20 protein-coding genes are annotated in these 19,581 nt (G+C 52.6%); 7 read left to right on the forward strand and 13 right to left on the reverse strand.

Annotated elements, in window-relative coordinates:
- Nucleotides 1-90: 90 nt before the first annotated feature.
- Nucleotides 91-732, reverse strand: a complete 642-nt coding sequence (locus EDB94_RS07405) for a winged helix-turn-helix domain-containing protein (RefSeq protein WP_108017959.1) — start codon at nucleotides 730-732, stop codon at nucleotides 91-93.
- 30 nt (nucleotides 733-762) lie between these two features.
- Entirely contained in the window at nucleotides 763-969 is a 207-nt protein-coding gene (locus tag EDB94_RS07410; RefSeq protein ID WP_108017960.1) for a helix-turn-helix transcriptional regulator, read from the reverse strand.
- 151 nt (nucleotides 970-1,120) lie between these two features.
- On the opposite strand from EDB94_RS07410, the gene EDB94_RS07415 reads away from it, so the two are divergent.
- Genes EDB94_RS07415 through EDB94_RS07430 form a run of 4 tightly spaced genes read left to right on the forward strand, consistent with a single transcriptional unit; the run spans nucleotide 1,121 to nucleotide 3,681 of the window.
- Nucleotides 1,121-1,357 (forward strand): hypothetical protein, encoded by a 237-nt coding sequence (locus EDB94_RS07415; RefSeq protein WP_108017961.1) that lies wholly within the window; start codon nucleotides 1,121-1,123, stop codon nucleotides 1,355-1,357.
- Nucleotides 1,350-2,549: an Arm DNA-binding domain-containing protein gene (locus tag EDB94_RS07420; RefSeq protein ID WP_108017962.1), complete on the forward strand. Its 1,200-nt coding sequence runs from the start codon at nucleotides 1,350-1,352 to the stop codon at nucleotides 2,547-2,549. Before EDB94_RS07415 ends, EDB94_RS07420 begins: the two co-directional genes overlap by 8 nt.
- Nucleotides 2,546-2,815 carry a hypothetical protein gene (locus EDB94_RS07425; protein WP_108017963.1) on the forward strand — a complete coding sequence of 90 codons (270 nt, stop codon included), beginning with the start codon at nucleotides 2,546-2,548 and terminating at the stop codon, nucleotides 2,813-2,815. The genes EDB94_RS07420 and EDB94_RS07425 overlap by 4 nt, the downstream gene beginning before the upstream one ends.
- Nucleotides 2,812-3,681 carry a hypothetical protein gene (locus EDB94_RS07430; RefSeq protein ID WP_108017964.1) on the forward strand — a complete coding sequence of 290 codons (870 nt, stop codon included), beginning with the start codon at nucleotides 2,812-2,814 and terminating at the stop codon, nucleotides 3,679-3,681. Before EDB94_RS07425 ends, EDB94_RS07430 begins: the two co-directional genes overlap by 4 nt.
- A 13-nt stretch (nucleotides 3,682-3,694) precedes the next feature.
- Here the strand turns inward: EDB94_RS07430 and EDB94_RS07435 are convergent, their stop codons facing one another.
- From EDB94_RS07435 to EDB94_RS07445, 3 genes are read right to left on the reverse strand one after another with little or no spacing between them, the layout of a single operon-like run.
- Nucleotides 3,695-6,931, reverse strand: a complete 3,237-nt coding sequence (locus EDB94_RS07435) for a site-specific integrase (protein ID WP_146162197.1) — start codon at nucleotides 6,929-6,931, stop codon at nucleotides 3,695-3,697.
- A complete protein-coding gene (locus EDB94_RS07440) occupies nucleotides 6,931-9,300 on the reverse strand; it encodes a hypothetical protein (protein WP_146162198.1) in 2,370 nt (789 codons plus the stop codon). The genes EDB94_RS07435 and EDB94_RS07440 overlap by 1 nt, the downstream gene beginning before the upstream one ends.
- Nucleotides 9,301-9,343: 43 nt before the next feature.
- A complete protein-coding gene (locus EDB94_RS07445) occupies nucleotides 9,344-9,895 on the reverse strand; it encodes a hypothetical protein (RefSeq protein WP_146162199.1) in 552 nt (183 codons plus the stop codon).
- Nucleotides 9,896-10,090: 195 nt separating this feature from the next.
- On the opposite strand from EDB94_RS07445, the gene EDB94_RS07450 reads away from it, so the two are divergent.
- From EDB94_RS07450 to EDB94_RS07460, 3 genes are all read left to right on the forward strand, one after another.
- The gene (locus EDB94_RS07450) at nucleotides 10,091-10,306 is read left to right on the forward strand and encodes an MbcA/ParS/Xre antitoxin family protein (protein WP_108017968.1); all 216 of its coding nucleotides are present in this window, start codon (nucleotides 10,091-10,093) and stop codon (nucleotides 10,304-10,306) included.
- 693 nt (nucleotides 10,307-10,999) lie between these two features.
- A complete protein-coding gene (locus EDB94_RS07455) occupies nucleotides 11,000-11,317 on the forward strand; it encodes a hypothetical protein (protein ID WP_146162200.1) in 318 nt (105 codons plus the stop codon).
- 277 nt (nucleotides 11,318-11,594) lie between these two features.
- A complete protein-coding gene (locus EDB94_RS07460) occupies nucleotides 11,595-11,810 on the forward strand; it encodes an MbcA/ParS/Xre antitoxin family protein (protein WP_108017970.1) in 216 nt (71 codons plus the stop codon).
- 171 nt (nucleotides 11,811-11,981) lie between these two features.
- Here the strand turns inward: EDB94_RS07460 and EDB94_RS07465 are convergent, their stop codons facing one another.
- From EDB94_RS07465 to EDB94_RS07500, 8 genes are all read right to left on the reverse strand, one after another.
- Nucleotides 11,982-13,157: a benzoate/H(+) symporter BenE family transporter gene (locus tag EDB94_RS07465; protein WP_108017971.1), complete on the reverse strand. Its 1,176-nt coding sequence runs from the start codon at nucleotides 13,155-13,157 to the stop codon at nucleotides 11,982-11,984.
- 124 nt (nucleotides 13,158-13,281) lie between these two features.
- Complete coding sequence (gene benD, locus EDB94_RS07470; protein ID WP_108017972.1) at nucleotides 13,282-14,061, reverse strand: benzoate diol dehydrogenase BenD; 780 nt, start codon at nucleotides 14,059-14,061, stop codon at nucleotides 13,282-13,284.
- Nucleotides 14,058-15,086: a benzoate 1,2-dioxygenase electron transfer component BenC gene (gene benC / locus EDB94_RS07475; protein WP_053114072.1), complete on the reverse strand. Its 1,029-nt coding sequence runs from the start codon at nucleotides 15,084-15,086 to the stop codon at nucleotides 14,058-14,060. The genes benD and benC overlap by 4 nt, the downstream gene beginning before the upstream one ends.
- Nucleotides 15,087-15,106: 20 nt before the next feature.
- Nucleotides 15,107-15,598 (reverse strand): benzoate 1,2-dioxygenase small subunit, encoded by a 492-nt coding sequence (gene benB, locus EDB94_RS07480; RefSeq protein ID WP_053114070.1) that lies wholly within the window; start codon nucleotides 15,596-15,598, stop codon nucleotides 15,107-15,109.
- Nucleotides 15,595-16,971 (reverse strand): Rieske 2Fe-2S domain-containing protein, encoded by a 1,377-nt coding sequence (locus tag EDB94_RS07485; RefSeq protein WP_053114068.1) that lies wholly within the window; start codon nucleotides 16,969-16,971, stop codon nucleotides 15,595-15,597. Before EDB94_RS07485 ends, benB begins: the two co-directional genes overlap by 4 nt.
- Before the next feature lie 32 nt (nucleotides 16,972-17,003).
- Nucleotides 17,004-17,945 (reverse strand): catechol 1,2-dioxygenase, encoded by a 942-nt coding sequence (catA, locus tag EDB94_RS07490; RefSeq protein WP_108017973.1) that lies wholly within the window; start codon nucleotides 17,943-17,945, stop codon nucleotides 17,004-17,006.
- A 116-nt stretch (nucleotides 17,946-18,061) separates the two neighbouring features.
- The gene (gene catC / locus EDB94_RS07495; RefSeq protein ID WP_053114064.1) at nucleotides 18,062-18,352 is read right to left on the reverse strand and encodes a muconolactone Delta-isomerase; all 291 of its coding nucleotides are present in this window, start codon (nucleotides 18,350-18,352) and stop codon (nucleotides 18,062-18,064) included.
- Nucleotides 18,353-18,365: 13 nt separating this feature from the next.
- Nucleotides 18,366-19,490 (reverse strand): muconate/chloromuconate family cycloisomerase, encoded by a 1,125-nt coding sequence (locus EDB94_RS07500; RefSeq protein ID WP_108017974.1) that lies wholly within the window; start codon nucleotides 19,488-19,490, stop codon nucleotides 18,366-18,368.
- Nucleotides 19,491-19,581: the final 91 nt, after the last annotated feature.

Here is a 19,581-nt window from a genome sequence, read left to right on the forward strand (position 1 = left end):
TTCGATTCTCTCCACCTTGGACACTCCTTTGCACTAGGTCTATGCCTAGGCCTTTGCTTCTACCAAGGTGTCCGGTTTAAATGGGGGCTACTACAATATGGTATCGAGACCTAGCTTGTCTTCCTTAATGATGCCATCGATCCCATCGTCGTTGGTCGTCTGTGTGGCTTGTCCCGCCTCTTTCCTCGAACCGCCGTAACCCATAGAAATCATGAGATCGACGACCAGTTTCTCAAAGAACGAAGGCGATGCTTTTCGGATGCTATCAAGAACCTCGTCAGCCAGATTCTCCATTAACGATTGATGCGCCGATGCAAGCTGTTCGTCTGGTGTAGTTTCCTCTAAATCGTTTTCAACGATCTCCGAGGCGGTCGAAGCAGGTTTTGGCTTGTGAGTATGAAAATCATGGAACTCAGGAAACTGTTTCAACCATGCAACACTGATTCGCTCCGGTCCGCTTTTTAGCGCATCTTGACCGCGATCAGTAATTTGAACCATTCCACGCTGGGGAATGGTTAGCAGCCCAGCTTTGTTTAAATAGGTTCTCGCCCAACCGACCCGATTATTAATCACCGTCTGATTGCCTGATGGAAGCCGCTCTTTACGCTCCTCGTCTGAAAGTCCGAAGGCTTCTTTGACTGCATCACGGACATCAGCCAAAGCATACGGCTTACCATCGGTGACCGATTCGAGAACCGGGCGCATGACTGATTGGAAATCGGGTATTGCCATCGCCTTCAGTGCTCCCTGTCGTCACTCAATTCATTGCTCGTCCATGAATTCGAACAAGTCGCCCACCTCACAACCAAGATAGCGGCAAAGCGCGTCAATCGTTTCCAGCTCTACGCGGCTGGCAGTCTCGTGATAAAGCCGGGTAATGGTACCCCGGTTCACACCTGTTTCCCTCGCCACATCAACAATCTTGAGCTTCTTCTCGCCCATCAGCTTTGACAGATGGCACTTAATCATTTGGCCCACCAAAGAACAAATTAACCCACAGGAGATCAAAAAGACTTGCAAAAGGTCTTTATGAGTGCATAATGATCTTCAGGAGGACATTTTGAGGCGCTAGTCATGCGGTATGTCCTCCAGCACTCAAAGATATCAGAGGTGAATAGTTATGTCACAGGAGTATCTGACTACCGAAGAGCTTGCTCAGCGGATTAAGTACGACGCGCGCACGATCCGCGAACGGCTGAAGGATTCCGTCCTGCTAGAGGGTATTCATTACATTCGGCCGTTCGGCGGAAGGAAGATCCTCTACATCTGGGAGAAAGTCGAGCAGGACATGTTCGATCAAGCCAGCAATGTCGCTTTTGCCGTGCCGATGGCTCGGGGAGGAGTGTGCCGTGGGTAAGATCGTCGCACGACCCGAATCCGGAAAGCTGTACTTCGATTTCCGCTTCCGAGGCAAACGGTGCCGAGAGCAGACCGCCCTCGACGACACGCCCGCGAACAAGAAGAAACTTCAGACGATTCTGAAAAAAATCGAGGCGGAGATCACCTTGGGGACTTTCGAGTACCCCAAGTATTTCCCCGACAGCCTCCGGGCGAAGGAATTTAACCGACAAGCTGAATTGCAGCGCGCTCGGGCGGCTCATGACACGCCGCTGTTCAGTGAGTTCTCGAAGGACTGGCTGAATGAGATGAAGATCCAGTGGCGGAAATCACACATCAAAACGGTGACCGGGACACTGAACAACTATCTGCTACCCGAATTCGGGGAAAAAGAGGTCGGCCGCATCACCAGGCAGGAAATTCTTTCATTTCGGGCATCACTCGCCAAAGTCACAGCCCGAAATGGAAAGCAGCTTTCCGCCAGCCGTATCAACCGAATCTTGACGCCACTGCGCATGATTCTGGGAGAGGCAGCCAACCGCTATGAGTTTACCTCACCCTACCAAGGTATCAAATCGCTGAAAGTTCCGAGGTCGGAAGTGGAGCCTTTTTCACTGGAGGAGGTTCGACTGATTCTGGATTCAGTTCGGCCCGACTTCAGAAATTACTACGTGGTCAGGTTTTTCACTGGCCTCCGCACGGGCGAGATCGATGGCTTGCCGTGGGACTGCGTCGATTTTCAGCGTCGGCAAATTTTGGTTCGCCAGGCAATAGTAGAAGGCGAAATTGAGCAGACCAAAACGGATGGCAGCTATCGGCACGTTGAGATGTCTCAGCTGGTGTTCGACGCCCTCAAGGATCAGCAAAAAGCCACAGGGGAAAATACCTTTGTGTTCTGCAATCGCGAGGGAAATCCGCTTAATCATAACAACATGACTCAGCGGATCTGGTACCCCCTGCTCCGCCATCTCGGGCTACGCAAACGGCGGCCTTATCAAACCCGACACACCGCAGCAACTTTGTGGCTGGCAGCGGGCGAGAACCCTGAATGGATCGCACGGCAGATGGGCCATACCACCACGGAAATGTTGTTCCGGGTTTACTCACGGTATGTACCAAACCTGACCCGTCGCGATGGCTCCGCCATCGAGCGTCTACTCATTAACGAATTCAATGCCAAAACTGACCCCAAGAAGGAAGGTAACTCATGAACTATTCTCAACCGTTTTCTATCAGCCGAAGGTCTTTCGCAAGTCGTTTGGCCAGTGCACTCGCATTCTCAATGCAAATTCCTGGCGGAACTCAACTCGTTGCTTTGCTTGGTGAAGGCGGCGAAAGCTCCAATCTCGCTGCGCTCACTCACTGGGTGGAAAATGAGATGTGGTTGATGGACGACGAGGCCCTTCAGGACCCGCTGCCGCAATTGCTCAACAATCTGGAACGTCTTCTGCACTCTGCACAGGAGGACTTCGCATGAGCATTGTCGTCAACACCAGCTGGAAAACCGAGCCGGAAATATTCATCGGGACCATTACCCACTTGACGGAAATTCCGAACGGGGACGACCTACCGGTTCTGGAACTGAACATCGAAAATTCGTTCGATCGGTATCAGGTCGTAATGTTCCAACCCCACCCGGATCTCCAGCTCTCTCAAATCCCAGACTGTGCCGTTCAGTTGGTGCTCTGGGAAGGTGAGCGGGGAAGTGCCGTGTCGCGCTCAGACACCGTCCTTCTGCTGGACACGCCTGACACAATACTGCATTTGCCTGAGTCGAAACTCGCCTGCCCTGACCTAACGGTCGACATTGAACTGTTCCTCGAACCGTGCCCGGTGCAACCGTTAGCTGATTTTGTTCGACGAGTTCTGGGTCGACCATCAGTTGGGCTGCGCTTCTTGAATGGCGCAATGCAAGAAGACGGCCGCCAACAGCCAGGAAGCCTGGCAAGACACGGCCTTGATGTAGCCATACGATCATTCGATGCATGCCGCGGTTATAACGACACGGAACGCTGGCTGGCTGCTATTGCGGGACTTCTGCATGGGGTCGGCCGGATCGAGTTACCTGACTCCAAACCAGTCGATTACCTAAAGGCAGTGTTGAAGGGACTGGGCATACTGGCGGAAGACCTACAGCGATTAGGGCGACAACTTCCTGAGGCAGCCCGAAGCATTCAGTTTATTATTGCCTCGATGTACCGCATCGGAAGCCCTACACAGCCAGACCCAAAGGCTATGGTTGTGCAGTCATCTCACCTGCTTGCCGCGCAACTCCAGTCAGAACTGATGCACACAGCGTCAACGCACCTGGCTAGCGCCTCTACACGCCCCACCTCACCTTAAAAAAGGACTATATTCAGCGGCCATGGATGGCTCTCTCCTTCCGGATTTTATCATCAACATACACTCGTCCGGCGAATCCAATCAGCGCTATAAATGCCACAAATCGAATAGCTGTCATGCCATGCTGCAGAGAGCGCCCACCAAAACCTTTAGTGGGCTGATCGACCACTATTTGAGCGACACCCATTGCATTTCTTGGGCCTGCAGGATCATCCCAACGCACCCGAACATGGGATTCGGGCAGAGACAGCTCCTTACTCCAATATGTCTTCATTTGCTGTCTATCAGGACCGTTTTCTGGCGCACGCACATCCACCCACGCAAGTTTCTGAAAACCTATAACCTCCAGAAACTGGAGATATAGAACTTTCTTCTCGGTCGAAGAAAACTTCAACTGCGTGTGGCTCCTCTGCACAGCATTGACAACGTTCTCTACAAGCGCGACAAAGCGTTTAGCGTCCGAGCGAGCAAGTTCGACCAGGCTTTCATACATCTTCTCAGCGGCCGGATGCGATGCCGTCAACTTGGGTGGTGCCGGACACATGCGCTGGACAGGATTGGCCACTCCACCCACTCCAACTCGGTGAGCAATACTGTGGGCATTCGGTCTCTTGCCCAAAGTAAATGCGTTGCGTTGACCCAGGTGCCCCTCTTTGAAATGCCGTGCATATTGGTCCATCAACCACTCACCACGCCTATGGCAGCAAGTCAAACAGGACTCGGACAATCCGAACAAGCTTGCGGTTCCGACAATCGCATTCTCCAACTCTGCACCGTTCGTTATGAGCTGAGAGATATGATCAAGCGCCTGATAAACCAACAATGGGGATTCCGGCATCTCCTGTGCCTCAGGCTTGGGCCCTACCGCTGATGAGACCAACGGCTGGTATTCAGCGAATGACTTGTCTGCGGCAACCTCCCCGCATTTTTTAAAACGACCCAACACGGCAGCCAGTTGAGGAAGAGTAGAGCCCTCTTTAAGGCCTCGTCGTTTACGAAGCTGATCAAAATTAGCCCGGGTAAAACCCAGGAGCTCGATTTGCCGGCTATCTGATAAAGTATTCATTGGTACCGACCAACGCATCAGGCCAACCGCGACGTCCAGCAGATGTGTGTAGACTCGGGTGGTTTGCCCCGGAGACGCATGCCCCATCAAAAAGCTTAGGTACTGGAGCTTATCGATCGCAGGCACATACTGCTCTTCCCCACACAAAACCGCATACCAGTTCTCTCCCCAGTGAGGCATGATGATCTCACCGTCATCACTGCAGGCCCATTCAACCGGGAAAAGCTCTCCTGGATAGGATTCCATCAATCGCAACGCATTACACGTCGCACAGGAATGTCGCAGATTATGAAAACTAAGCCCGGGTGTTCCCGAGGCGATTCGCATCGCATCCTGAACCGGGTCGATCAACGCCTTAGACGGCATCAAAAAATTTGGCTGATGCAACTCACACAGGAACAATTGGTTACGTTTCTTCGATGTCTGCTCCAAGGTCCGCCTGCGATACCAACGCCTCACCAAATCCAACTCTGCGTCAGTTAGCAACGCCCACAATGACAACACTCGATTGGCGTTACTGGTCTTGGTGGAGCCAAACCTGTTCCCTCTGACGACCAACGTCGGAAACGCCAGGGCAGGCTCATACAATCCCTGCAGATCCCGGAGGAGCAATCGTCGGATTTCCCCTCGTCTCAAACCGCACCGATAGCCGAGTATGAGTGCAACCTGTCGTGCTTCAGCTAACCGCCGGTCTGCCTCATCATCGAGCATGGACATAGCCCTCGCATATTCTGCGGGCGTTAATATCTCTGCATCCACCTGGCCGTTACTGCTCACTCCCTCGATATAGGTGTCTGGCAAACCGTGCTGCGTGACCAGGTCACGATGAAATCGTCTGAGAACGCCAGAGCGGTAGGCTCGCTGTTGGATTGAAGAACTGGCCTGTAGCAACTGTGCGTACAGCCCTTCCCAGTCATCTTCGTCCAGGTCATTCAGGTCCTCTTCATCAATCAACTCTGCGACCAGTGGTTCGGCAAACTCCGACAGATACCGTTGCAGAGAACTATCTGTCACAGAGAATCTTAAACATGCGCACCACGAAGCTAGAACCCTGACGATGGGGGAAAAGGAATTCGCACGGGCAATTTCCATGAGTGCCTTGTAGCTCCGGCTTTTTTTAGAAAGCCGCTTCACAGTCTTATCGAGCGCCAACGCCTGAGCGATCGCATCCATTGCCTCGTTGGAATTTTCGCCTTTTAATCCATAAAGCGGACAAGGTGATTCCCCGTTAATCAACTCCGAGGTGGGTTTTGACGATTTGCTGTGCCGGATTTTTGGAACACGACCGGTAATCAATCTGATCCAGGCGTCGCTATGCATAGAGACAAAGACGCCGGGAGCGTTTTGTACGAAACCGGCAATTCCCATAACGTTCAGGGACGCCAGTGTGGAGGACGCGTCCATCAAATTACGGACAAATTTAGCGCCCTCCTTAGAGACTATGTTCTTTGTAGATGCAATCCGGCCAACAAACATTGACAGTAGAGAACCCGGCGATGCGCTCGGGAAGGCGTCAATACCATGCTCACGATTAAACCGATGCAGCAAACACAGCGTGACCGGGTCTGGAAACCAACGGAAACATTCCACCCCTTCACCACACTCCACCCAATACAGCTTCCTTGGCCCCAGTTGCTTTTTGGCAGTTTGCATACCGCGGGGAATGACTTCACAGATAGCATTGAGACGCTTCTGGGTGCATAGCCCGCCAAACCAAATCATGGAATATATCAACCGGCCAGCATCATGCATCAGGCGTTCGTTCCCAGCCAAATCGCCACTGTCCAAGGTTTTCCAGAAATCTACCTCAATCTCCTCGTAAGCTGATTTGTGCTCAAAGGATTTCGGCGTCATCGGCGGCGTATCCATTCGAACGACTATCATCAAATCCCGGTTTGGAACTTCGAGGCTATGCTTCTGTGCGATCTCATCGAGACGCCTCACAACGTGATTGTGACGGGTGCGTAGTGCATGCCCTTTTACATCAGCGCAGACAGTATCGAAAACGCGCGCGATCATTCCCTCATCAATCGGGTTAGGCACAGCACCTGCAACCAACCCTGAAAAGGACTGGGCAAGAATTCGGTCCACAGCATCACGTTCAGCCTGTACGAGCTTTGCCCGCTCGTACTCGCGCCGCTCATCGCCGTGCAGCGTTTTATTGTTGGATTTTGTATCGCCCATCAGCCCATCCCTCTCAACGGTGTCCAACCGAGTTCCGTTTGGATCTCCGCCAGCACTGGCAACAGAATTTTCTTGTACTCAATCGGCGACAGTGTCGAGAATCTCCCCATGGGCTCTCGACCCGCCACCCAGTGCCCCATCAAGGCATCCACTAATGCCACAGGAACTTTGCGATGTATCAGCTCACTACGCAGGAGATGCCGCGCAACATTTAGCGGTAAACGTGAGAATGGTGAAAGGTGATCCTCAATCCCATCAGGCGTCACGGGGAGCGGCTTCGTAATTCTCTGAGTCGGTGTTGAGAGAAAAAAGAACACGTGATCCGGAGCTGACTCACCCAAGTACGTCTCAACCATCCGCACCACATGGTGCCGGTGGCGCAGATAATACTCCCAGTGACTCAAGAAATTTTCGGTCAGTGGCACAATGCGCGAGTGACTCCAATAGTCGCCCTCCTTGTCCGCGATCACCGCAAACCTGCGATTCAGGTCTACATCTGTAATTCGGGATAGGGGCGCTTGAACGCTTCGGTACCCGGTGCACAAAAAAAGCAAAAGAACCGTGTATAACGTGTATGCATTATGAATATCGGGAAGTGTCGATTTTCCGATTGGCTGGCGCAGCATTGCCTGGAAATGTGTTTTCAAATCCGTCGCAAGCTGACTCAATACATTAGATCTTGGGCAATAAGGCGAACCAATGCGCCGGTCAGACTGCACCGCTGCTACCGAACACAACGCATCGCGAAATGCGGGCATTAGCTGCGAAATAGCCAGCAAGTAATTTTCTTGCAAGTCCGACTCATAGGTGCAGTAGTAATTTATTCCCACGTGTTTACTGATCTCATCATGATCGCCGGCAATAAGAATCGCCTGGACCATGTCACCGGCACCGTCAGACAAACGGTGAAATAACGCTCGTTGAACTCGTTTGAGGGTCAATCTGACGTCACCGTCTTTTTTGATTCGTTCAAACAGGCCGACCGCTTGTCCCGCAACACTCTCTTTCTTGTGGTTCTTGAAAAGCGCGCCCCGCCAGGCAGTTGGGTCAGAGCCCAGATAACGCTCCAGCAGCTTCCAGAGAGGACCAACAACAGGCATCCGCATTGATGGCACGGTCTGAACCAATTGGTGCCGAAGTTCCGCGTCGAGCTGTGTCTTCCGTACCGGTTGCGGTGCAGCGCTTTGCCAAATCGCAGACTCATGACAAATGTATATTCGCCCCTCGTCTCCACGCTCCGGCAAGTCACTCAATTGGGGTTTCAGCTGCGTCTGCAGAACCAAATCTAGCTCTCGCCCTGTCAAAAGGACCAAAAGGAGCGCCAGTGCAGCCGATATATCGGCGTCAACGGGCTCAGTAACCGCTTTCCAGTACACGTAGAGTTCGTACTCCGTCGGTCGTTCCCATCGGTTTGGCAGCGTTTGATTAGAACGTCGAAGCTGATCGGATTTTGCGCGGTCTCTAGCAACCCCATTTTTCCCAACCCAAGGCTTCCGATGCTTTGAGGGGCCTTGGCTTGTCGCAACTATGGGCGGGTGAACTAGGTCATCTGATGGGAGTGCATTGCGCTCTGCTGTTTGGAATAGTTTGTCCTGGTCAACACTGGTCCTAGTAGGGAAAGAGAGCGCCTCAATCAACGCAGCGGAATCGATCTCATCATTCTCTTCAGTATCGAGGTGAACTCGCTCCATCTCAAAGTCGCTGCCGGCGCGATTCTCGTACTCACCTGTACCTGCTGAGACTTCGATTTCAGCTCGTGCTCTTCGCTCAATGAGAGACTCTTTTTGCAACGACAGTCCCAGTAGCCGACGGATAGGCGACAAATGCCCGGCTCGCAGTTCACCACGCTCCCTAAGTCGCTGTTCCAATTGATCAAGCGTGGTATAGCAATTTTCGGGCTCCGAGGTATCAACGCTCTCAAGGCTATCCATCCAAAGATGGGCTCGCCGGAACTCCAGAAAAACTTTTTGCAGGTTCGAGAGCGGAACTTTTCCATCAGGCGCTTCGGGAACCCCGACCCAAATCGCGATAAACGCATGAGCCAAGATCGACATATGCTTGCTGTCTAAAGAGACCTGGTCACCCATTTTCAGCAATGCGGCATAGACAGGATACGGAGTGATTTTTGGCCTTTCGTCAGAAGTCGGATGCCAAGATTCGTCAACATATACACCATCGATAATATCTCGACACAACTCGATGATTCCCGGCAAGGTCTTGCCCAAGTCATCCATACTAGGATGATTCTTTTTCTCAAGAATCGACGACATTCGACCCGCAATTGGCAAAAAAGCCATAGCGACAGTCTGGATTTGGGCGCGTGTCTCAGGTGGCTGAATAAGCCGCTCAAGTGCAACACTCGGGGACATCATTGACTCCCTAACTTTTGATAAATAATCGGAGATTCCTGCCTCAAATCTCTCGGCGATTCACGCCAGCGACCAGGGATAAACGGCTTTTTGTGGGGAAGATCGAACTAGCAGAGCCACACTTCTTCATTAGACGAAATAGAGAGGAGATAGCTTTTGAATAGCCCCCTGTCTGCATTGCCATCAGGGACAAATTCAGCAGCTCACGTTCAATCACTTCGGTGAGCAAAATGTCGGTAGGGATTGGAGGGCTCTCAACAAGGACAGGAATCGGAGTCTCAGGATTCAAACACGAAACCAACGCCGCAGATCGCAGATTGCCCGTTACAATGTAATATAAGACGTACTCGGTTTTGTTCTCCGTTCCTTTTCCCTTTTCTCCTTCGTTCTTTTTCTTCTTTTTCTTTCTCTCTTCAACCACCATCGGATGGCGGTGCAGATAGTCCAAGATAGCTGGCTCGGTTAACTCACCCAGAGCGCTTGCCCGGAATGGCAGTGCTGCGAACTGCTCAAGAAAGTGTTTTCCCCGCAATACTGGGGATTCCTCAAGGTCCGTAGGTGAGATCGTTTTCAGTGTATAGGTGTGGTCAGTCATGCTGCTCTCCTCAAAAGTGATGAGAGTCATTCTGGCGACCTGTGAAACCGCGCTGTTTTGTCTAATTGATTGAAAAGTGCGTTTAGACGATTTATTAAAAAGTCTTAATCTTCGTCTCCATCAGCCTTGCATCAATCAAAAAATGTGAAATGCTGGATTGGTAAATCATGAAGCAGGTCTCAGGAGTTGGAGACAATGACAGACACGAAAACCATTGAGAAATTGCGAGAGCTGGCTATTCAAGAAGCTATAGCTCTGTTCGAGGGTGATGAAATGGCTGCTATGAAATGGATGAGGACAGCTCAGCGAGGGCTTGGTAATCGACCTCCTCAGGGACTGATGGGCACATCCATGGGTATAGAAAAAGTGCGTACGTTAATCGGCCGGTTGGAGCATGGAGTCCTAACCTAAGCTTTCCGGTAGGCCGCCCCCTGCAACCACTACTGATCATGTATCGTTCAACAAGCGCCTTGGGAGCCAACCTTCAGACAAGGCCTAGATGTCGCAGCATGCGATCCGGCCATAAAATGCTATAAGTGGGTGAAAGAAACATCGTCGCCAAAATTCCTGCGTCCTGCAGGCGTGGGTCTAGGTACAGTGATTCCGTGAAGTCGCAACCAACAATTGGAGATCTATCGTCTAAGCCAAGATCAGCTCAACGCACCACCCAACAAGCTAGTCACCATGCAAAACAACTGAACCCAAATCATGGGACCAATCCTGCTGCGAATGGCCAACCTCTCAAACTTTCAAGCGGCGTCACCTCTTTTGAGTTGGATTAGCCAGTTCGTGCACATGAGCAGATTGTGCATCCAAGCCTCTCAACAGCTCTTCTTCAGGAAACACTTGGTTTTGCATCGAGCCTCCTGCTCCGAGAGGTTTGCCATGTGCGAGCCAGTTTAAGCAAAAATTGCCATGCCGATTGCTTACCGCGCGCTAGTACGGTCAGCAATCCGTCCAGTTATGGTGGCGCCCATCCTTGGTTTTCATTCAAAAAGCCCTGCTTATGGGTCTAATTCAATTTTTCGCTCAATTAGACGAGCCTCGCTCCCCGGATTACTCGTTACGCTTTCTGTGCAATTCAACTCATTTGCGAGGTTATTTATGGACCCTAAAGAAAAACTGGATGAAATCATCTCATTGCACTCGGTTATCCGGTCATCTTGGCTGCGGATTGATTGGCTCGATGAAGCCTTGGCGGAAATGAAGCAGGCCCTTCAAGAAGCGGAAGAAAAGCATCAGGAGAACGTTGCATATCAAGAAAAACTGATGCATGAATTGGCTAAGTGGGCAGTTTTGGAAGGCGTTGCAGGCGTCGACGACCATCTGCCCATGCTTCGACCAGTCGAATTCGGGATTACGATGCTCAATCTGTTAGCAAGGCGGGATGCGACTGAGGATAACTTAGAGGAGGAACACTAAACTAACCTCCATTGACCAAAGGTCTTTTGGCGCAGCCAGTGATGTCATTGGCTGCGCCCTTTCCTTCCAGTCACCCGCTATTCTCACGAAAGAAACTACTTCGACCATCTTCGACGACTCGCAAATGAACCGGTAATCCCCCCCCATTTTTATCGAGTTTCAAAAGTAGACCTCAGGCCATCATGGCCACTTTCTATTGAGAGGTAATCTGACTTTATCCTTGCAACACGGTCAGATCATGCAAAACTGATATGGAAGTCAGCTGGGAGCATTTGATGTGATTGAAGAGTACACCGTTGCTGAACTCCGGGATCTCGTTTATCGGGAGATCATGGAACTATTCGAGGGAGATAGGGTTGCTGCCGACTTGTGGTTATCGTCACCCATTAAAGTTCTCGGCGATCGCACACCGGCATCCTTCATGGCAACTAAAACCGGTGTGCAAAAAATCCGAAACCTCTTGCGCAAGTGGGAAGAGGGGACAGTTTCTTAGTGTTTTCATCCACCGTAAACACGGAGTTCGTGGCGATCTGATGGACTGTAACAACCGGCAATGAGCTTGCGCATTCGCCGGGGCATTTCTGGGTACAGCTTTGAAATACTTGACCTGACTTGTGACCTGAAATCAAACCGCCAAAGGCCTAAACAAGTTACTTCAAGAGGATCATTTTCGACCGCCACTACCATTCAGAACCAAGTAGCAGAAGTAACCAATGACAACACCCCAAAAAGCTGATGAGAGTCCAAATAGAGACATACCCGAAGCTGTGACAACAAAGGTGATCAATGACGCTTCGCGGTGACTAGGCTCCTCTAAGGCGGAGAATAGATTACCTGCAATCGCTCCAAGGAGAGCAAGCCCGGCAAGCACAGCTACAAATGCCGCTGGAAGTGATGTAAATAGACTAACGATGGTACCGGCGAACAAACCTCCCACCAGATAGAAAATACCATTGAACACCCCCGCGATGTATCTACGAGACGGATCTTCATGGGCGTCTTTACCTGTGCAGATGGCAGCGGTAATAGCAGCTACCACAGTAGTGATTCCGCCGAAAAACGCCATTGGGAGTGAAACCAGGCTTGTAATTCCGATAATGGGCTTTGCCTTAACTGGGTAGCCTGCACTTTGGAGGATCGCCATGCCGGGTAGGAATTGTCCAGTTAAACTCACCAGGACAAGCGGAATGGCAAAACTAAGGGTTGAACTTAATGTCCACTCTGGCTGAATGATCTGAGGCACCGCAACGCTCCAACGAACGCCTGACAAGGAGGCACCTTCCAGAGCGACCGCAAGTATCACCCCTGAAATTAACAAGAGAACCAGGGTGTACTTGGGGAAAAGGCGACGAAACACAACATAGGAAACAAGCATTCCGATGGCCAAAGCGGGAGTGGTTTCTATTGCGGTAAAAGCACCCACACCAAACTGAAAAAGAATACCAGCCATCATCCCAGCAGCAATGCCCTTCGGAATCGCTCTGACAAATGTGTCAAAGGTACCTGAAACACCAATAATAAAGATCATAATCGCCGCGCTAATATAAGCGCCTATTGCCTCGTTTAGAGACAACTCGGGGAACAGTGTAACCAGCAACGCGGTGCCCGGTGCAGACCAAGCGGTCACAATAGGAGCTCTAAGCCAAATCGATAACGCAATCCCAGATATGCCGGCTCCCACAGAGATAGCCCAAACCCATGAGGTCATCATATCGGACGAGATTCCAGCGCTGGCTCCAGCTTGGAAAAAGATGGCTAAGGGGCCCGAATATGATACGAGAACCGCTAAGAAGCCCGCCACAACTGCCGGCAGGGAAAGGTCTTTTAGAAGTTTTTGCATAAGTTTGAATCCGTTATTGATTATTGTAGATTCAGGTCATGAAAAAGGGCCCCGAGCGGTTAAACGCCGGGGCCAAAGAGGGCATGACTGACTGTCTACCCTGGGGTCGCATTTCTTACAGAACTTACCCTAGATCGCCCCCAGCAACCGGGACCACTGTTCCCGTAATGTAGCTGGCAGCATCAGATGCCAAGAAGAGAATTGGCTCAGCCTGTTCATCCAAAGTTCCGTATCGATGCATGAAGCTGTTCCCTATGGTCTGATCAATCAGGGTTTGATACCACGCCTTTTCCTGCTCACTCTGTTCTTCCGCATTTCGAGGCGTCAGCCTCGGTGGCGCTTCTGTACCGCCCGCCGCTGCGGCATTTACTCGGATATTGTGTGGCGCATATTCATACGCCATGTTCACAGTCAAAGCGTTAACCCCTCCTTTGGCTGCACCGTACGGAACCCGCATTAAAGCACGCGTTGCTATGGAGGAGACGTTGACAATCACTCCTTCATTTTGCTCAAGCATGTAAGGTAAAACTGCGCGGCAACACCATAGAGTCGTAAAAAGCGAACGCTGAATTTCCTTTTCAATCTGTTCCGGCGTGTAGTGCTCGAATGGCTGAGCCCAGATAGTGCCACCGACATTATTAATGAGAATATCGATACGCTGAAAGTGCTGATGCGCCTCCGCCATTACTTTCTCGGCCCCTGCCCAAGTTTCAAGGTTGGCCTGAACAGCAACAGCATCAGCTCCCTCATCACGCAACTCTGCAGCGACGCCGTGAATATAGTCCGCAATGTCTACGAGAAGCAGGCGAGCGCCTTCTGCGGCCGCCAGTTCGGCTACACGCTTACCTATTCCTTGGGCGGCTCCAGTGATCACCATTACCTTATCGGTGAAGCGAGATGTCATGCGACCTTCTCCTTTTCTGCAGGAGCGCTAGGAGCGAACTTTTCATAATGAAACGAATTCGGTTTCAAGCCCTTTTCTCGGAAAAATCCGAGCACCGAATCAACCATGGGAGGGGGACCACACAAGTAGACATCGACATCCCCCTCATTTAGGGGAGCGTCATCCATATGCTGGGTAACATATCCTTTCCTCGGATGGTCGCTCTCTTCTCCAGAAACTACAGTGACGTATGTAAAATTGGCCAACTCCTCGGTAAAACGGTCCAGGATATCGAGGTACACCAAATCATCATCATTAGTGACGCCGTAAATCAGATGTGTTGGTAAGTCGCAGCCATTGGCTTTCATATGCTCTAGTTTGGATAGGAAGGGCGCTAGGCCAGTGCCTCCTGCCAGCATCAGTATCGGACGCTCGATGGGTCGCAGATAGAAACTTCCCATGGGGCCGGTTAGGGTTACCTTATCCCCAGTGCGGGCCTTGCCCACCAGCCAAGAGCTCATAAGCCCCCCTGGCACATTGCGAATTAGGAAACTCAGATCACGGCTACCTGGCTTGGAACTGAAGGAATAAGCGCGCGTCTCTTCAGAACCCGGCACCTGAATGTTCACGTACTGCCCAGGAAGGAAGGCAATGTCATCGTCCGCGGTGATCTTCAGTTCGATCGATGTGGGCGAGATCAGGTTCACCTCCGCCACGGTACCACCGACTTCGGCATTGCCCGTTTTGCACATGGTGGAAGCGACAGGCACTTCCACCACACAGTCACTGGAAGGCACCATCTGGCAGGTCAGTACCATGCCCTGTTCGGCTTCCTCGTCAGACAGCGCTTCGTCAATGTATTCCTCACCCATGTCGAAGTCGCCCTGACGGCAGGCACCCTTACAGGTGCCACAAACGCCATCGGAGCAGTCCATGGGCAGATTGATCTGCGCACGGTAGGCGGCGTCGAGAACCGTTTCGCCTTCGTTGCAGGACACAAAACGGGTAACGCCGTCTTCAAAGTTCAGCGCAATGTTGTAACTCATGATGATGCTCTCCCCATCAATTACAGGTGATAAACGTCCAGCACCTGATTGATGCAATCGTTGTTCAGAACCAGTCGCTTCTCCCGAATCAGCGGCTGCTCGCCAGTAATGTCCAGGGTGTAGAAGGACGTTCCGAAAAATTCCGCCGTTTTCTTGTAGCGGTACGCCTTGGTCAGCCAGTTGAACCGCAGCTTCACTTCACTCTCATCCTGGGACAGGATCTCCAAGTTGCTGGTGAAGTGCGTGGTTCGCGGCTCCGGCATGGAGCTGGCACCGGAACGCTCAGTCTTTATGCGATAGATCCGGTCTTCCAGGCCTTCCTTGTTGGGGTAATAGATGAGCGAGATCTCGCTTTGCGGGTCCTCGGTCAGCTCATCGTCATCGTCCCAGGCCGGCATCCAATAAGTGACGTCTTCGTGATAGCAGGCCAGCCATTTGTCCCACTCGCGGTCGTCCAGAAAACGGGCTTCGCGGATGATGAATTGCTCGATATCGTGGTAGCTCAGGCTCATGCCGACGCCTCCTCTGAAGTCACTGGAATGAAACGGGCCCGCTCTGCCTCGATGGCACGGGTCATTTCCTCCTGCCAATGTTGGTGGTGATTAACATACAGCCCTTCGTCGTCGGGCCGCGCGCCACTCATGATGGGCTTCATATCGATCTGGTTGGCGTGCTCATCGGGGCCGTCGATCCAGTGCGCTGCACCACGGCTCATGTCGTTCCAGCGCATGTCGCGGGCTTCATAGCCGTTCTGGCAGGCGCGGAATTCCTCCAGGTCGTCTGGTGTGCCCATGCCGGTCACATTGAAGAAGTCTTCATATTGACGGATACGCTTGGCACGTAGCTCTGCCGGCTCGTTCTTTGGACCAAAGGCATAGATGGTCACTTCCGTCTTGTTGACGTCGATGGGCCGGGTCACGCGGATCTGTGTGGAGAACTGATCCATCAAGTAAACGTTCGGGTAGAGACACAGGTTCTTGGTGGTCCTTACTATGGAGTCCGCACGAGCCTCTCCGTAGGTTTCCTTCAGGCGCTCCAGCTGGCTGAAGATCGGACGCACTTCTGGGTTCAGCAGTCGAGTCCACAGCATCATGTGACCGTTCTCGAAGGAGTAAAAACCGCCTTCCGCAGACCAGCTCTTGGCGTCGACCGCTTCAGTGCCGCCTTTGTCGTAATTGCGCTGGCCCATGGTGGACAGGTAGTTCCAATGCACGGTGCCCACGTGATATCCATCGGCTCCGTTCTCGGCGGTCAACTTCCAGTTACCCTCGTAGGTGTAGGTCGAGCTTCCGCGCAGGATTTCCAGGCCGTCTTCGGACTGATCCACGATGTTGTCAATGATCTTGGTTGTCTCGCCCAGATACTCTTCGAGAGAGACCACGTCGGCATTGAGGCTGCCGAACAGAAAGCCACGGTAGTTGCCGAACTTTGGCATTTGCTTCAGATCGTGGGAGCCGTCGGTGTTGAACTGCTCTGGGTAGCCGCCTTTCTTCTGGTCTTTCGCCTTCAACAGCTGACCGTCATTACGGAAGGTCCAGCCGTGGAACGGGCAAGTAAAGGAGGTCTTGTTGCCCCGTTTTTTACGGCACAGAGTCGCACCACGATGCGAGCAAGTGTTGAGGATGGCTTTCAGCTCGCCATCCTTGGTACGAGTGATGATCACCGGCTGGCGACCGACAGTTACTGTAAAGTAGTCACCCGGCTCCGGGATCTGGCTCTCGTGAGCTAGGTAAACCCAGTTGCCCTCGAAAATATACTTCATCTCCAGATCGAACAGTTCCTGATCGGTGAAGATGCTGCGATCACACTGGTAGCGTCCGGTTTTCGGATCGGCTATTACCGCGTCACGTACCTTTTCGGCGAGTTTTTCAAGCTTGCTGGTCATGTCGTTCACTCCGTCTTGTTCTTGGGTGGCGCTTACGCAGCGTCGGTTTCCAGGGCACGCGGACGTGCGTGGCGTTCCTGGAGCTCGGGCTTGTCAGTAGCAACCAGGGCGACGTTGAACTCGACTTCGGTAATCGGTCCTGTGACGCCGTGCTTGGTCCCTTCTTTGGACTGGTCTACGTGCTTGGCTTCCACCACCAGCTCTTCACGGGTGGCAAAAGCAAAGTCGCTGTAGGTGTATTCGTCACCGGCGATGTTGATCTGAGTGGTCAGGTGCTTGTAACCAGGCTTGGACACGAAGTAATGAATATGCGCCGGGCGCTGGCCGTGACGGCCCAGATGGTTCAGCAGCTGCTGGGTTGAACCCTCAGGCGGGCAACCGTAACCGGACGGCATAATGCTCTGGGCAGCATAGCGACCTTCAGAATCAGTCTTGATGCGGCGGCGCAGGTTGTACTCGCTCTGCGACTGGTCGAAGTAGGAATAGGCGCCCTTGGTATCAGCATGCCAGATATCCACGATAGCATTGGCCAGCGGCGCGCCGTTCTCGTCGGTAACCTGGCCCTTGATCAGGATCACCTCGGCGTCTTTGTCGGAGCCGTCATCCATGCGAGCAAATCCTTCGCTGATTGGGGCACCGGCCACGTAAAGCGGGCCTTCAATAGTGCGTGGCGTGCCGCCGGTCAAGCCGGCCTGTTCGTCCTCGGCGTCCTGACGGATATCCAGGTAACGGTCCATGCCCAGGCCCGGGGCCAGCAGGGCGGCTTCGCCGTTTGCACCCAGTTCGCCAACGTAATAGACGGCGCTCCAAAACTCCTCCGGCGTGACATCGAAATCTTCCACGATCTGAAAAATGTCGTGCATTACACGGTGGACAATCTTCTTCATCCGCTCGTCACCGCCTTGCTGATCAAAGCCGGCAACTTTTTCAAGAAGATCTTTCACTTCGGCGGTTTGCATGGTTTTAACAGTCATTGTTGGTCTCCTCGGTCTTTTGTTGTTGTTGCTCAAGACGTCCCAATCAGTTGGCAACATCATCTTTGAAGCCCCTTTCACCACAGAACGGGGCCGGATCTTGTGAAAAATTTTGCTTAGCGATCGTCCTCGTGAATGGAGGACGGATGGCGGCACAGGGGCGCAACGGTGATGTCCATATAAGGGAACAGCGGAAGGTTGCTGATCAGGTCCTGTAACTCGGCGTTGTCCTCAACGTCGAAAATGCTGACATTCGCGTAGCTGCCCGCCACACGCCACAGATGGCGCCACTTGCCTTTTTCCTGAAGGCCTTGGGCGTAGGCTTTTTCCCGGGCCTTGATCTCGCCAGCAACCTCAGTCGGCATATCGGTGGGCAGATTGACCTTCATTTCAACTTTGAACAGCATGTGCGCTCCTCCGTTATTGATCTTTGCGGCTGTATTCAGCGAGCTTGTCTTCGTTAAGCGTGACGCCCAATCCAGGGCCTTGTGGTAGGTCCACTCCGTTGTCGTGGAAGCTCAGGGGCTTTTCCACAATGTCGTCCTTCATCAGTAGCGGGCCGAACATTTCCGTGCCCCAGTGCAGGGTTTCCAGAGTGGACCAGGCATGCAGTGCAGCGACGGTGCCGATCGTGCCTTCCAGCAAGGTACCTCCATACAGGCCGATACCCGCCGCCTGGGCAACCGCGGCCTGCTTTAGGGCCTGCGCCGGGCCGCCAGCCTTGGCGATCTTAAGGGCGACGGCCCCCGAAAAGCCGGCGGCAGAGAGGTTGTACATATCGCTGGCATCGGCGACGGCTTCGTCGGCCAGGATAGGCAGGTGGAATTTCTGCGACAGGCGCACCAGCGCGGCGTGATCCTTCATGGGTGTGGGCTGCTCGACCAGGTCAATACCGGCGGCTTGCAGTTCCGCCATGCCTTTGGCAGCCGTTGACTCATCCCAAGCCTGGTTCACATCAACCCGAACACTGGCGGACTCACCCACGGCATCCTTGATGGCCGCCACATGACGAACGTCGTCCATCAACGCCCGCGACCCAATCTTGAGCTTGAAATCACAATGGCGCCGGGTTTCGATTAGGCCGAGGGCCTCCTCGATATCCTTGGCGGTATCGCCACTGGCAAGGGTCCAGAGCACCGGGATATGCTGGTGTACAGCCCCGCCGAATAGGTCGGATACCGGGCAGTTCAACCGCTTGCCTTGCAGATCCAGCAGAGCCGTTTCAATAGCGGACTTGGCCAAATTGTTTCCACGGGACGCTCGGTTTAGCTTTACCCTTAGGGTATTGATTGCGTCGGCCGGCTGGCCAATCAGTTGTGGCCTAAAATAGGTGTCGATGGTAAGTTTCACGCTTTCGGGGCTTTCCGGGCCATAGGCAAGGCCACCGATGGTGGTGGCTTCACCCAACCCTTCAAGACCATCGGAATCCTTCATCCGCACGATCACCATGCTCTGAACCCCCATGGTTGTCATGGAAAGCTTGTGCGGCCGGATGGTCGGAATGTCGACCAGGATCGCTTCGATGGACTGAATGGTTGCGGACATGTGCTCTCCGAATCGCAAGTTATAATGCCTGTGACTCGAACAGTACGAAGTTTCACGGATGTGAACCAATATTGATTAAGTAGCTAGCGAT

Origin of the sequence: Marinobacter sp. 3-2, from assembly GCF_003751355.1 — a bacterium.
Classification (GTDB): domain Bacteria; phylum Pseudomonadota; class Gammaproteobacteria; order Pseudomonadales; family Oleiphilaceae; genus Marinobacter; species Marinobacter adhaerens.